The sequence below is a fragment of the Stenotrophomonas sp. GL_101 genome, from assembly GCF_057835675.1.
The window spans coordinates 3,926,712-3,939,619 of record NZ_CM174432.1 but is presented as its reverse complement, the minus strand read 5'-3'; the positions used below and the strand labels follow the sequence as shown (position 1 = coordinate 3,939,619).

The window sequence follows — 12,908 nt, the reverse complement described above, 5'->3', positions numbered from 1 at the left end:
GCGGACGCGGCGGGTGCAGGCACCCGCCGCAGGGTGGGGCTCAGCGCGAGTATGCGCGCGGTTCGGGCGAGGCAGGCGCCAGGTAGCGGTCACGCAGCTCGGTCTGGCGCGAGCGCATCGGCATCGCGCGGCCGCCCAGCCAGACCTGTTCGGCGTAGTGGCCCACGTCCAGCGGGTCGCCTTCCCACAGCACCAGGTCGGCCAGCTTGCCCGGCTCGATGCTGCCGATCCGGTCGGCCACGCCCAGCGCCTGCGCCGGCACCCGGGTCAGCCCGGCCAGGCCATCGGCCCAGGGCAAGCCGTTGGCCACCGCGTTGCCGGCCAGCTGGCGCATCTTGCGCGCGTTGTGCGAGGCATCCTCGCGCTGGGCAAAACTGACCGGCACCCCGGCGGCGTGCAGGCGCGCGGCGTTTTCCAGGGTGGCGCCAAGCTGGTCGAAGCTGGCCGGCAGGTTGCCCAGCGCATCGACGAACACCGGCACGTTGGCGCGGGCCAGCTCGGGGGCCAACCGCCATGCCTCGGCACCGCCGGCAATGGCGATCCTGACGTTCTCGCGCGCGGCCCAGCGCAACAGCTGGCGGATGTCGGCGGCACGGTCCACCTGTACCACCAGGCGGCCCTGGCCGGCCAGGTAACGGGCCAGCGTGGCGCGCCCGGCGGGCGTGAGCAGCGCATGCGGCGAATCGGCCGGCACGCGTCCGCGCGCTTCACTGACGATCTGCTCCAGCAGCATCCACTGTGCGGCGCGCGAGTTGCCGGTCAGCTCCGCGCCGGCAGCGCCCAGGCGGAGGTACAGCGCCAGCGGCCCGATCGGATCGGCGCTGCCGTCCAGCCGCATCACGCCACCCTGGCCGGCGATGAAGCCGCCGCCGCTGTTGGCGCCCAGCGCGGTGAAGCCGATGCCGTCCAGCCGCGCCACCGGAATCAGTACCGAGGCCGGGTTGTAGGCCAGGCTCACGTCGAACTCCGGCCGCAACGGCTGGTCGGCGAGCTTGAGCGTGCTGTCCACCGTGGCCGATTCGCCGGAGACTTCTTCAATGCCGATATCGGTGATGCCGCCGAACAGCGCCGGGGTCAGCGGCTTGCCCGCCGCGTCCACCACGCTGGCCCCGGCCGGTGCTGACAGGCCTGTCCCCACCGCGCGGATCACGCCGCCCTGGACCAGCACATCGGCATGCGCCAGGCTGCCGCGCGCGCTGACGGTGTGCACGGTGGCGTTGCGGATCAGCAGGTCCTGTGCCTGCACCGGCATTGCTGCCAGCAGCGTGGCCATGGTGGCGCCCAGCCAGGCGCGACGACGCAGCGCGGGGGAGGTCAGGCCGCTCACGGGCGCGCCTCCTGGCCCAGCATGAAGTCCGAGAGCGGTTGCCGCCGCAGGTCCTGCCGGTCGTAGACCTGGTGGCCATCCACGTAGACCTTTTCGGCCAGCGCATACGAGCTGAAGGGGCTGCCGTTCCACACCACCACATCGCCCATCTTGCCCGCCTCCAGGCTGCCGGTCTGTTTGTCCACGCCCAGCGAGCGTGCCGCGTTGAGGGTCAACCACATCATCGCCCGCTCCGGGGCGATCTGCAGGCCGGCGCGGCGCGCGTTGGCGATCGCCTTGGCCGCTTCCTGGTTGAGCCGCTGGATGCCTTCGGGCGAATCGGAATGCACGATCGCGCAGCTGTTGGCCGGGCGGTCGACCAGGGCGATGTTGTCCTGGATGCCGTCGAAGGCTTCCATCTTGAAGCCCCACCAATCGGCCCACAGCGCACCGCAGACGCCTTCGGCGGCGAGCCGGTCGGCCAGCTTGTAGGCTTCCACGGCATGGTGGAAGGCGGCGATCTTGAAGCCGAACTCCTTGGACAGGTCGAGCATCGTGGCCATCTCATCGGCGCGGTAGCAATGGATGTGCACGCGGATGTCGCCCTGGATCGCCCCGGCCAGGGTATCCAGCTTGAGGTCGCGCTTGCCGCCGGTGTCACCGGCGCTGTCGCCCTTGTCGCTGCCGCTGAACCAGCGTTTTTTCTTTGCCGTCGGCTTTGCCGCGTTCTTGCTGATGTACTCGCTGGCATCGATGAAGGCGGCGCGGTAGCCGGCCACGTTGCCCATCCGCGTGCCGGGCGCGACCCCTTTGCCGCTGCCGTAGACGCGCTTGGGGTTTTCACCGCAGGCCATCTTCAGGCCCCACGGTGCCCCGGGGAATTTCATCGCCTGGTAGGTGGTGGCCGGCACGTTCTTCAAGGTCACGCCACGCCCGCCCACCAGGTTGGCCGAGCCGGGCAGCACCTGCATGGTGGTCACCCCACCGGCCATCGCGGCGGCAAACCCGGGATCCTGCGGCCACACCGAGTGTTCGGCCCAGACGTTGGCGGTGACCGGCGCGGTCATCTCGTTGCCATCGCTGTGCGCGCTGACGCCCGGGCTGGGATACACCCCCAGGTGCGAGTGCACATCGATGATGCCCGGGGTCACCCACTTGCCCCGCGCATCCACCTGCACTGCATCGGCAGGCGCGGCCAGCGCACTGCCGACCGCGGCGACGCGGCCGTCACGCAGCAGCACGTCGGCGTTGTCCAGGCGCGTGCCGGTGCCGGTGAGCACCGTCGCGTTGCGGATCAGCACCGGGGCCGAGGCGATCGGCGCATAGGTGCTGGGGTAGGGGTCCTGCACGAACCGGGATGCGGCCGGCGCCGCCGGCGCGGCCAGTGAGAACAGCGCCAGGCCCAGCCCGGCGGTCAATCGTGTGCGCATGTTTTCCCCGATGCGGCGTGAACAGATGCGCCGACGCTAGCGGCTGGGCGGGGGTGTTGCCAAGTGGCTCCCTGCACGGGGAAGCCGTTTTCAAGCGGCCGGCACGGCATTTTCCTTGCTTATTGGGCGGACTCATCGAGAATCAACGCATTGGAACCCCTTGCAGGACGAGACGCGCGCAATGAAGAACAAGCAGGAAATCGTCGAAAACTGGCTGCCGCGTTACACCGGCGTGCCACTGGACCAGTTTGGCCAGCACGTGCTGCTGACCAACTTCGCCGGCTACCTGCAGGTGTTTTCGCAGCGCACCGGCGCGCCGATCCAGGGCCTGGACCGGCCGATGGCCAGCGTCACCAGCGATGACATCACCCTGATCAACTTCGGCATGGGCAGCCCGAACGCGGCCATCGTGATGGACCTGCTGTCGGCGGTGATGCCCAAGGCGGTGCTGTTCCTGGGCAAGTGCGGCGGACTGAAGCGCAAGAACCAGCTCGGCGACCTGATCCTGCCGATCGCGGCCATCCGTGGCGAAGGCACCTCCAGCGACTACCTGCCGCCGGAAGTGCCGGCATTGCCGGCGTTCGCGCTGCAGCGGGCGGTTTCCACCACCATCCGCGACCTGGGCCACGATTACTGGACCGGCACGGTCTACACCACCAACCGGCGGGTCTGGGAGCATGACGAGGCATTCAAGGAAAAGCTGCGGCTGATGCGCTGCATGGCCATCGACATGGAGACGGCCACGCTGTTTGCGGCCGGCTTCGCCAACCACATCCCGATCGGCGCGCTGCTGCTGGTGTCCGACCAGCCGATGATCCCCGATGGGGTCAAAACCGAGGCCTCCGATGCCAAGGTCAGCTCCCAGTTCGTCGAAAACCATATCCAGATCGGTATCGAGGCGCTTAAGCTTATACGGCGCAACGGAAAATCGGTCCGACACCTGCGCTTTGACGAGTGATGGCAATGGAACGGGCGCGCGTCTTGGTGATGTGCCGCCCACAGGGGTAGTGAATGGACGTGGCGGCACAAGTGGTGGAGTTCTGGCGCAACGCCGGACCACAGCAATGGTTCACGCGCGATGACGCGTTCGATGCGCGGTTCCGCCAGGCGTTCCTGGACGAACATGTCGCGGCGGCCCGGCGTGCGCGCGAACATTGGCTGGGCACGGCCGAAGGCGCACTGGCGCTGATGATCCTGCTGGATCAGTTCCCGCGCAACTGCTTCCGTGGCACGGCCCATTCCTACGCCACCGATGGCCTGGCCCGGCACTACGCCACGCGCGCGTTCGAGGAAGGTCTGGACATGCAGCTGGTGCCCAAGCTGCGCGCTTTCATCTACCTGCCGTTCGAGCATTCCGAAGACCCGCAGGACCAGGAGCGTTCGGTGGCGATGTTCGATGCGCTGGGCGACAAGGAATACCTGCAGTACGCCGAGCAGCACCGCGACATCATCCGGCGCTTCGGCCGCTTCCCGCACCGCAACGCCGTGCTCGGAAGGATGCCGACGGCAGAAGAACTGCATTACCTGTCCGAAGGCGGCTTTGCCGGCTGAGGTGCTGCGCACCGACGTATCCGGATCTGTTATCGACCGTCAGCAATTCGTAGCGGTCGACCGTTGGTCGGCCACCGCGCGCAGCGCGGCGCAAAAGCCCGCAGCCGGATTGTTGCGGGCTGCGATGGGCTGATCGCGGTTGATCAACGTCCGAAGCCGTATGTCAGGTGTTCATGAACCTCTGACCGGTGGCTTCGGAAGGAGGTCAGCGCCGGAGACTTGCTCGGCAACGATGTATCTGGATGTTCGATGCTTGTGCCGCGCTTGCGCGCGGTGGCCGACCAACGGTCGGCCGCTACAAATGAAAAACGCCGGCATTGCCGGCGTTTTTCGTTCAATGCGCTACAGCCTGCAATCAGTACTTCGGCACGCTGTTGTCCACGTCGTTGGACCAGGCGTCGATGCCACCGGTGATGTTCTGCACCTTGGTGAACCCCAACGCGCGGAACTGCTCTGCGGCCTGGGCACTGCGGCCGCCGTGGTGGCACAGGAAGGCCAGTGCGGTGTCCTTGGGCAGGGCTTCCAGACGGGCGCGGTTGTCGCCGTCGAACGTCTCGAACGCGGCGTTGATCGCGGCGATCGCGCGCTCGTCGGCCGGGCGCACGTCCACCACGGTCACGTTGCCGGCGCGCAGCAGGTCGTCGGCGTCACGCACGCTGATGTCCTGCACCGGCTTGGGCGCGTTCGGGTTGTCGATCGCCAGGCCCTTGCCGCGGATATCGTCGACCCAGTCGATGGTGATGCCTTCGGCGCGGCGCGCGCTGGCCAGGTCGAACTGCACGCGCAGCCCGTTGGATTCGGCGGCGATCGCGTTGTTGTCGTGCGGGGCCAGCTGGAAGTTCGGCTGGAAGCTGGCATCGATGCCCAACTGCAGCGAGGCACCGGGCGCATCGGCCAGCGCACCGCGCAGCATTTCCACCGCGGCCGGGGTCACGGTGATGGTGGGGGCGGTACGGTCCGGGGCGGCCAGGCCGAGCACGCTGCTCAGCTCACCGCTGCCGGCCATCTGCAGGATGATGTCGCTGCCACCGACCAGCTCGCCGTCGATGTACAGCTGCGGGATGGTCGGCCAGTCGCCGTAGGCCTTGATGCCTTCACGGATATCCGCATCGGCCAGCACGTTGACGTGGTCGAACGCCACGCCCAGGTCCTGCAGCGCACCGACGGCCTTGGCCGAAAAACCACACTGCGGCATGCTCGGCTGGCCCTTCATGAACAGCACGACGCGGTTGGCGTTGAGGATGGATTCGATGCGCGAGCGCAGGGCGGGATCAAGGGACATGACAGTCGGTCCGACGTTTGGAACCGGCCATTCTACGCGGCATGGCATCATGGGGCATGACCGTACCGGAAACGTTGCATCGCATTCCCCGCCGCCCCTGGCGCTGGGTGCCCTGGCTGGTACTTTCGCAGGTAGGCGTGGTCGCCGCATGGGTCGGCCTGGGCTGGCCTGCCGGACTGGCGCTGATGGTGGCCTCGCACGCGCTGTTCATGGGGCCGGTGTTCCTGCCCAACAGCCGTTTCTACGCCCCGGTGCTGAGCCGCCTGCCGGGCAACGCGCCGCGGGTCTGGCTGACCATCGACGATGGCCCCTCGGCCGAAACCCCGGCGGTGCTCGATCTGCTGGACCGCTACCAGGCCAAGGCCACCTTCTTCCTGGTCGGCGAACGCGCCCTGGCCCACCCCGCGCTGGTGCGGCAGATGCTGGCGCGCGGGCACAGCGTGGGCAACCACAGCCATCGCCATCCGCAGACCCGCTTCTGGCGGCTGGGGCGGGCGGCGATGGCCGCTGAAATCGCGCAGTGCCAGCAGGCGCTGACCGCAATCACCGGGCAGCCGCCGCGCTGGTACCGCTCGGTGGTGGGCATGACCAACCCGTTCGTGGCCCCGGCGCTGCAGCAGTGGCAGCTGACCCGGGTGGGCTGGAGCGCGCGCGGTTACGACGGCGTGGACTGCCAGCCGCAGGTGGTGGTGGAGCGCATCGCCGGCCAATTGGGCCCCGGCGCCATCGTGCTGCTGCACGAAGGGGCCGCGCATGGGCACAACCTGGCCATCATCGAAGCGGTGCTGCAGGCGTTGCAGGAGCGGGGGCTGACGGCCGAACTGCCCGACGCGGGGTAGGGCCCGGGCAGCGTGCGCTCAGCTCACCGCGCCCAGCACCATCAGCCCCGCCGTCCCCAGCAGGGTACCGGCGGCGAACACCAGGCCGAGGATCGAGAACACCTTGCGCCGGTCGTGCTGCAGCACCCCACCGATGCCCAGGGCCAATGCCACCACTTCCATCAGCGCGGCGCCGAGGACGGCCAGGCCGATCATCACCGTGGTCGGGCCATCTACATCGAGCCCGCCCGGCGTGGTCATTTCGACATAGCCGGCCAGCACGATGAACAGGAACATCAATACCCCGCCGGCCAGCGAGAGGATGAACGAGGCGATGCCCAAGCCGGAATGACGCTGCTGCATGTGAACTCCTGTAAGTGGATGCGGGCTCATGCCCAAAGGGTGAGACTGCTGGCGCTGCCGGCCAGCGGATGCGAGCGCTGCCATTGCTGGCGCATCCAGCTGGCCAGCGACAACTGCGCCAGCAGCAGGGTGACCGACAGCCCGAGGGCCAGCACCCCGCTGACCCGGCGCCGGCGGTGCTGCAGCATGCTGCCGATGCCCAGCAGCGTGGCCAGCAGGGCCAGGCCGACACTGATGCACAGCACCACCACCAGCACCAACGGCACCTCCTGCATCGCGGCATGCGCCGGGGTGTGGGCGACGTGCGCACTGATCGCGAACATCACCAGCCCGCACAGGCTGACCACCAGCGCGGCGATGCCCAGTGCGGAATGTCGGGGTGGATGCGGGGTCATGCAGGCTCCATGCCGGTGTGGGGCGCGAGTATGCGCGTGCGACGCGCTGGGCGCGACCCTCAGCCGGTCACCGCGCGCTCGGCGCAGACCAGCCAGTTGTTGAAGGGCGTGTTGCCATACAACGGCGTGATCGTCAGGTGCAGCCCGGCCGCTTCCAGTGGCGCGCGCACGCTGGCGGCATGCGGGTAATGGCGTGGGCGCGTGCCCATCCAGCCGACCAGGTGGGCCAGCATGTCGGTGATGCGGGTGGTGTGGTGGCGGCCGCTGTTGTCGGCCAGGGTGGTACGGATCACCAGCCGCCCGCCTGGCGCAACCCGTGCCGCGGCGGCACTCAGCAGCGCGACCTGGGCCTCGGCGCGCAGGTATTGCAGTACATCCAGCAGGGCGACGTTGCCGTGGTGGGCGGGCAGCGTGGCCCGCGCGTCCAGGCACTGGAAGCGTGCATCGGCCAGCCCGGCGCGGGCACCGGCGCGCTGCGCGCGGGCGATTTTGTCGGCATCGATATCCACGCCCAGGTAGGGCTGTTGCTGCCCGGCCTGGCGCAGCACGTGGGCCATCAGGCCCAGCCCGCAGCCGATGTCGAGTAGTGCGCGGGGCGCTGGCGTCAGTGCGGCCAGCACGCCGGGGTACAGCGGATCGCTGCCGAGCTTGCCGCGGCTGTAGTAATAATCGCGTCGGCTGCCCAGGCGCTGTGCCGGCAGGAAGGCATCAGCGATGTGGCGGGCCTGCTCCTTGGCCAGTGGCAGGGCATCCGTGCTCAGCGCGGCACCTCGTCGACCAGTTGCAGGCGCGTGACCGGGTAGGCGCGCCGGGTCCACAGCGTGTACATCGCCGCCGAAGGGTGCAGGCCGTCATCGACCAGCATCGCCGCGTCGCCACCGTGTGCGCGGCTGATGTCGGTGATGTCGACGAAGGCGACGTCGTGCTCGGCACAGATCGCCGCGGCGGCGGCGTTGTAGGCATCCAGCTGCTCGCCGATGGCGACGCGGTCGCGACCGGAATCGTGGCCGTACGGGGTGACCCCCCAGTCGGGAATGGACAGCACCAGCACCCGTGCCGCACGTGCACCGGCAAAGCCGAGCGCACGCTGCAGCAGTGCGGTGAAGCGCGGGCGGTACTCGGCCACGCTGCGGCCGCGGTACTGGTCATTGACCCCGATCAGCAGGCTGACCAGGTCGAACGGCCCCTGCGGGGCGGCGGCATCGATGCCGGCGTCGAGCTCGTCGGTGGTCCAGCCGGTGGTGGCGATGATCTGCGGGCTGTCCACCACGATGCCGGCTTCCTGCAACGCGGTGGCCAGCTGCACCGGCCAGCGCCCGGCAGCCGCCACGCCCTCACCGATGGTGTAGGAGTCGCCCAGTGCCAGGTAGGCCAGCGCCACCGGTCAGGCGACCGCGCTGCGTGGCTTCAACGGCACCACCTTGGTGTTCGCTTCGGCACGGCGCGCCAGGGCGCGGTCGATCCGCGCGAACACATCGCCCATCACCTCCGGCTCGGGCAGCAGGGTGACCCGGAAGTGGTGGCGGTAGGGCACGTTGAAGCTGGAGCCCGGGACCACCAGCACGCCTTCTTCATTCATCAGTTCCAGCGCGAAATCGTGGTCGTCGAAACTGCGCGCGGCCGGGCCGACCACCGCCGGGAAGGCGTACAGCGCACCGGCCGGGGCCACCAGCGACAGGTGCTCGCTGGCGTTGCAGGCCTCGATCACCGCGCGGCGGGTTTCATACAGCCGGCCACCGGGCGCGCACAGCGCGGAGATGGTGTCCGGGCCGTTGACCGCGGCATCGATGGCGTACTGGCCGGGCACGTTGGCGCACAGCCGCAGTGCGCTGAGCAGGTCCATCGCCGCGCGGAACTCGCCCAGGCGCTCGGCCGCACCGGACAGCATCGCCCAACCCACCCGCCAGCCGCAGGCGCGGTGCACCTTGCTCAGGCCGCTGAAGGTGATGCACGGGTGCTCGCCGGCCAACGGCGCGACCGAATGGAACGGCGCATCGTCGTACAGGATCTGGTCGTAGATCTCATCGACCATCAGCAGCAGGTTGTGCTTGGCGGCGATGGCCACGATGCGCTCCAGCAGCGCCTTGGAGTAACTGGCGCCGCTGGGGTTGTTGGGGTTGATCAGCACGATCGCGCGGGTGCGCGAGGAGACCAGCGATTCGATCTCGACCGGGTCCGGCTGGAAGCCGTTCTCCGGCGCGCAGCGGTAGTACACCGGGCGGCCATCGTTGAGGATGGTGGCTGCCGACCACAGCGGGTAGTCCGGCGAGGGCACCAGCACTTCATCGCCCGGGTTGAGCAGGGCGCGCAGCGACAGGTCGATCAGCTCGCTGACGCCGTTGCCGACAAACACCCGGTCCGGATGCGCATCGGGCGCGCCGCGCCGCGCGTAGGCCGCGGCGATCGCTTCACGCGCCTCCGGCAGGCCCTGCTGGTGGGTATAGGGGTCGGTGCGCCCCATGTCATCGGCGATCGCGCGCTGCAGGTGCTCCGGTGCACGGAAGCCGAAGGCGCCGGGGTTGCCGATGTTGAGCTTGATCAGCTTGCGGCCCTGCGATTCCAGCTCCCGCGCTCGTCGCGCCAGTTCGCCCCGGATCTCGTAGCGGACTTCGGACAGGCGCTCGCGGGTGGCGAGCGGCTTCAGCGGGGGCGTGGACATGACGGAGCCGTGGTTCGGGCGTGAATGGGCATGGTAGCGGAAATGTTGCGTTGCAGGGCAAGCCTTTCCGGGCCATTCCCGCCCTGCTGGCGGGCGTTGTGGCCGCCTTCCCGGGCGCTGCCGCGGACCGGGCCGGTGAGGTCTGCGGCGACGCCAGCCGGCCACACCCTCTAGAATGGGCAGGATGAGCGAAACCACCGATTACCGTGCCCTGCAGACCATGGGCTGGCCCTGGGCCGGCGCCCCCGAGCTGCCCAGCTGGCAGGCCCTGTTCGAGCAGTATCCGCAGGCCCGGCCGGGCCGGGTGATCGAACAGCACCGCACCGGCTACATCGTGGCCGACGTGCCGGACGCGGCGATCAAGACCGAATCCCCGCCCGAATGGCAGCGCCCGCGCTTCCCCAGCCACGAACGCGCGGCGGTGGGCGATTGGGTGCTGCTGGAGGGCATCAAGATCGTGGCACTGCTGCCGCGGCGTACCGCGATCAAGCGCGGCGCGGCCGGCGAGCATTACCACCAGCAGGTGATCGCCGCCAACATCGATACGGTGTTCATCGTCTGCGGGCTGGATGCCGATTTCAATCCGCGCCGGATCGAACGCTACCTGCTGCTGGTCGGCGGTGGCGGCGCGCAGCCGGTGGTGGTGCTGACCAAGGCCGACCAGACCGAGTACAGCCAAGACGCGCTGGCGGTGCTGGAAGAACTGGCCGCGCAGGACATCCCGCTGCTGGCGATCAACGGCAAGGACCCCGCCAGCGCCTCGGCGCTGCTGCCGTGGCTGGGCGCGGGCAGCACCGTGGTGCTGGTCGGCTCCTCCGGTGCCGGCAAGTCGACCCTGACCAACACGTTGCTGGGCGAGGAGCGGATGAAGACCGCCGACGTGCGCAGCAACGACTCGCGCGGCCGCCACACCACCACCCACCGCGCGCTGATCCCGTTGCCGGCCGGTGCCTGCCTGATCGACACCCCCGGCATGCGCGAGCTCAAGCCGACCGGTGAAGAGGCACTCAGCGAAGGCGGCTTCTCCGACGTGGAGGCACTGGCCGCGCAATGCCGCTTCCGCGACTGCGCGCACCAGCGCGAGCCCGGCTGCGCGGTGCGTGCGGCGATCGACGACGGCAGCCTGGATGAAGAGCGCCTGCTCAATTACTTCAAGCTCAAGGAAGAAGTGGCCGCCGCCGCCGCCAAGCTGGCGATCCGCCAGGCCCAGCAGGCGATCGAGCGCAAGCACGTGGGCAAGGGCGCGCAGTGGCGCCCGGGCAAGAACAAGCGCTAGCGCCCCCCACCGGCCCGCCACGGCGGCCCGGACCCTGCTACTGTCCGCCCATGAGCACACCGATGACCGTGGATCGTGAGGTGGCCCACCACACCGCGCTCGATGCGCAGCTGGTGGAGGCGGTGGCCGGCATCAAACTGCTCGGCCTGACCAGTTGGCCGGCGGCGCTGCAGGCGCCGTTCCTGGCCAGCGTGGCGCGGGGCAATCCGGTGCTGCCGCAGGTGGAGTATCCCCGGCTGGATTTCGGCGATACCCGGCGCGCCCTTGCCGCGATCAGCGCCCAGTGCGATCCGGCGCATCCCATCGGTCTGTACGTGCAGCGCTCGGCGCACAGCTGGGACCTGGCCGCCGGCCTGCTGGAGTCGCTGGGCACCGCCGAGGTGGACCGCTACTCGGTGGAACTGTTCGGTGCGCCCGAGCACCCGCTGCCCGGCAATGGCCCCAGCACCCGCGACGCGGCCCGCCACTTCATCCAGATCGCGCAGGAACTGGACCACGAACTGCTGGCCCCGGAAGAGCAGGTGCCGGTGTCGGCCACCGCGCTGCAACTGCAGCTGCAGAGCGACCTGGATGCGTTCTTCGAATCGCGCATCATCAGCGTGCAGCTCGACCCCGAGCTGATCTCCAAGGCCGCCGCCGGCCCCACCCGCATCCGTCTGCGCACCAGTGCGCGCTTCAGCGCCTACGATCGCGCGCAGCTGTTCCATCATGAAGCGCTGGTGCATTCGCTGACCGCGCTCAACGGCCGCGAACAACCGCACCTGCCCAGCCTGGCACTGTCCTCGCCGCGGGTCACCGCGACCCAGGAAGGCCTGGCCACGTTTGCCGAGCAGATCACCGGCAGCATCGACATCGAACGCCTCAAGCGCATCAGCCTGCGCACCGAGGCGATTGCGATGGCACGCGAGGGCGCCGATTTCATCCAGGTGTTCCGCTATTTCTGCGAGGCCGGGCAGAACAACGAAGAGAGCTTCGCCTCGGCCCAGCGCGTGTTCCGTGGGGTGCCGCCGACCGGCGGTGCCGCCTTCACCAAGGACACCGTGTACCTGCGCGGGCTGGTCTCGGTGCACACCTTCTTCCGCCACATGCTGGCCGAAGACCGTCTGCAGGTCTGCCGCTGGCTGTTTGCCGGCAAGATGTCGCTGACCGATGCGCTCGCCTTCGCCCCGCTGTTCGAAGAGGGCATCCTGCGCCCGCCGCGCTGGCTGCCGCACTGGGTCAGCCGCGCCAACGGGCTGGCCGGGATGCTGGCGTTCTCGCTGTTCGCCAACCGCATCCGCATGGACCAGCTGGCGCCCGAGTAGCGTCAGCTACACGCTGGTGCGCGCACGCCCACCATGACCTCTCGACGCGTGGGCTGCGATGCACTTCCAGAGGTAGGTCACCACCGTTGGTGGTGACGCTCTGCGCCGACGGCCTCCTCGCTCGGGAATGCCGCGAGCGTCCGGGGCCCCTTGGCGGCCGGCAGGCCCTTGTGCGGTGTCCCCCGGCCGACGCCTGCGGCGCCGGCCTCCTCCTTTAGTTTGCCAAGGACCTGCCGGCCGCCAAGGGGCTCGGCTTGCGGTACGCCAAGAGCGGTATCCATGCATGGCGTGGATTTACGGCCGTCGGCGTTGTCGGCGCGCGGTGCCCGATACCCCCGCGGTAGGTCACCACCGTTGGTGGTGACGTTTGTCGAGGTAGGTCACCACCGTTGGTGGTGACGCTGTTTTTTGCGCTGTGTCTCATTTCATTGCGCACACGCCTGCGCGTAAGAATGCTTTCATCTTCCGCTCGCATGATGGTCACGCACCTGCAGCACGCAGGTTTTCGTCCCCCATGCAACGGA

General features: G+C 69.0%; 13 protein-coding genes. 5 read left to right on the top strand and 8 right to left on the bottom strand.

From position 1 onward, the window contains the following. Nucleotides 1-40: 40 nt before the first annotated feature. Nucleotides 41-1,273, bottom strand: a complete 1,233-nt coding sequence (locus tag AC3IR9_RS17320; protein WP_489295881.1) for an amidohydrolase family protein — start codon at nt 1,271-1,273, stop codon at nt 41-43. Between the two features lie 50 nt (nt 1,274-1,323). Next, the gene (locus AC3IR9_RS17315) at nt 1,324-2,736 is read right to left on the bottom strand and encodes an amidohydrolase (protein ID WP_489292259.1); all 1,413 of its coding nucleotides are present in this window, start codon (nt 2,734-2,736) and stop codon (nt 1,324-1,326) included. A 181-nt stretch (nt 2,737-2,917) separates the two neighbouring features. Between AC3IR9_RS17315 and AC3IR9_RS17310 the strand changes: the two genes are divergently transcribed. Beyond that, nucleotides 2,918-3,694: an AMP nucleosidase gene (locus tag AC3IR9_RS17310; RefSeq protein WP_489292258.1), complete on the top strand. Its 777-nt coding sequence runs from the start codon at nt 2,918-2,920 to the stop codon at nt 3,692-3,694. A gap of 53 nt (nt 3,695-3,747) precedes the next feature. Further along, complete coding sequence (locus tag AC3IR9_RS17305; protein WP_489292256.1) at nt 3,748-4,287, top strand: DUF924 family protein; 540 nt, start codon at nt 3,748-3,750, stop codon at nt 4,285-4,287. Nucleotides 4,288-4,642: 355 nt separating this feature from the next. Here AC3IR9_RS17305 and grxD read toward each other — a convergent pair whose 3' ends face one another. Continuing rightward, nucleotides 4,643-5,569 (bottom strand): Grx4 family monothiol glutaredoxin, encoded by a 927-nt coding sequence (grxD, locus tag AC3IR9_RS17300; RefSeq protein WP_489292255.1) that lies wholly within the window; start codon nt 5,567-5,569, stop codon nt 4,643-4,645. A gap of 56 nt (nt 5,570-5,625) precedes the next feature. Here grxD and AC3IR9_RS17295 point away from each other — a divergent pair, with 56 nt between their 5' ends. Beyond that, nucleotides 5,626-6,408 (top strand): polysaccharide deacetylase family protein, encoded by a 783-nt coding sequence (locus tag AC3IR9_RS17295; protein ID WP_489292253.1) that lies wholly within the window; start codon nt 5,626-5,628, stop codon nt 6,406-6,408. Between the two features lie 18 nt (nt 6,409-6,426). Here AC3IR9_RS17295 and AC3IR9_RS17290 read toward each other — a convergent pair whose 3' ends face one another. From AC3IR9_RS17290 to AC3IR9_RS17270, 5 genes are read right to left on the bottom strand one after another with little or no spacing between them, the layout of a single operon-like run. Further along, the gene (locus AC3IR9_RS17290; protein WP_489292252.1) at nt 6,427-6,750 is read right to left on the bottom strand and encodes a hypothetical protein; all 324 of its coding nucleotides are present in this window, start codon (nt 6,748-6,750) and stop codon (nt 6,427-6,429) included. Nucleotides 6,751-6,776: 26 nt separating this feature from the next. Next, entirely contained in the window at nt 6,777-7,145 is a 369-nt protein-coding gene (locus AC3IR9_RS17285; protein WP_489292251.1) for a hypothetical protein, read from the bottom strand. A 59-nt stretch (nt 7,146-7,204) separates the two neighbouring features. Beyond that, the gene (locus AC3IR9_RS17280; RefSeq protein WP_489292249.1) at nt 7,205-7,963 is read right to left on the bottom strand and encodes a class I SAM-dependent methyltransferase; all 759 of its coding nucleotides are present in this window, start codon (nt 7,961-7,963) and stop codon (nt 7,205-7,207) included. Then, nucleotides 7,903-8,526 (bottom strand): SGNH/GDSL hydrolase family protein, encoded by a 624-nt coding sequence (locus tag AC3IR9_RS17275; protein WP_489292248.1) that lies wholly within the window; start codon nt 8,524-8,526, stop codon nt 7,903-7,905. The genes AC3IR9_RS17280 and AC3IR9_RS17275 overlap by 61 nt, the downstream gene beginning before the upstream one ends. Nucleotides 8,527-8,529: 3 nt before the next feature. After that, entirely contained in the window at nt 8,530-9,804 is a 1,275-nt protein-coding gene (locus tag AC3IR9_RS17270; RefSeq protein WP_489292247.1) for a pyridoxal phosphate-dependent aminotransferase, read from the bottom strand. A 184-nt stretch (nt 9,805-9,988) separates the two neighbouring features. On the opposite strand from AC3IR9_RS17270, the gene rsgA reads away from it, so the two are divergent. Together rsgA and AC3IR9_RS17260 are read left to right on the top strand one after the other, a co-directional pair. Next, nucleotides 9,989-11,080 carry a ribosome small subunit-dependent GTPase A gene (gene rsgA / locus AC3IR9_RS17265; RefSeq protein ID WP_489292246.1) on the top strand — a complete coding sequence of 364 codons (1,092 nt, stop codon included), beginning with the start codon at nt 9,989-9,991 and terminating at the stop codon, nt 11,078-11,080. A 62-nt stretch (nt 11,081-11,142) separates the two neighbouring features. Beyond that, a complete protein-coding gene (locus tag AC3IR9_RS17260) occupies nt 11,143-12,384 on the top strand; it encodes a flavohemoglobin expression-modulating QEGLA motif protein (RefSeq protein WP_489292244.1) in 1,242 nt (413 codons plus the stop codon). The last annotated feature ends 524 nt before the right edge of the window (nt 12,385-12,908 follow it).

Excerpts from the sequence above, each read along its gene's own strand:
- AC3IR9_RS17315 (WP_489292259.1), bottom strand. The coding sequence starts at position 2,736 with ATGCGCACACGATTGACCGCCGGGCTGGGCCTGGCGCTGTTCTCACTG.
- AC3IR9_RS17270 (WP_489292247.1), bottom strand. The coding sequence starts at position 9,804 with ATGTCCACGCCCCCGCTGAAGCCGCTCGCCACCCGCGAGCGCCTGTCC.
- AC3IR9_RS17295 (WP_489292253.1), top strand. The coding sequence starts at position 5,626 with ATGACCGTACCGGAAACGTTGCATCGCATTCCCCGCCGCCCCTGGCGC.
- AC3IR9_RS17260 (WP_489292244.1), top strand. The coding sequence starts at position 11,143 with ATGACCGTGGATCGTGAGGTGGCCCACCACACCGCGCTCGATGCGCAG.
- AC3IR9_RS17310 (WP_489292258.1), top strand. The coding sequence starts at position 2,918 with ATGAAGAACAAGCAGGAAATCGTCGAAAACTGGCTGCCGCGTTACACC.
- AC3IR9_RS17285 (WP_489292251.1), bottom strand. The coding sequence starts at position 7,145 with ATGACCCCGCATCCACCCCGACATTCCGCACTGGGCATCGCCGCGCTG.
- rsgA (WP_489292246.1), top strand. The coding sequence starts at position 9,989 with ATGAGCGAAACCACCGATTACCGTGCCCTGCAGACCATGGGCTGGCCC.
- grxD (WP_489292255.1), bottom strand. The coding sequence starts at position 5,569 with ATGTCCCTTGATCCCGCCCTGCGCTCGCGCATCGAATCCATCCTCAAC.
- AC3IR9_RS17305 (WP_489292256.1), top strand. The coding sequence starts at position 3,748 with ATGGACGTGGCGGCACAAGTGGTGGAGTTCTGGCGCAACGCCGGACCA.
- AC3IR9_RS17290 (WP_489292252.1), bottom strand. The coding sequence starts at position 6,750 with ATGCAGCAGCGTCATTCCGGCTTGGGCATCGCCTCGTTCATCCTCTCG.
- AC3IR9_RS17320 (WP_489295881.1), bottom strand. The coding sequence starts at position 1,273 with ATGGCCACGCTGCTGGCAGCAATGCCGGTGCAGGCACAGGACCTGCTG.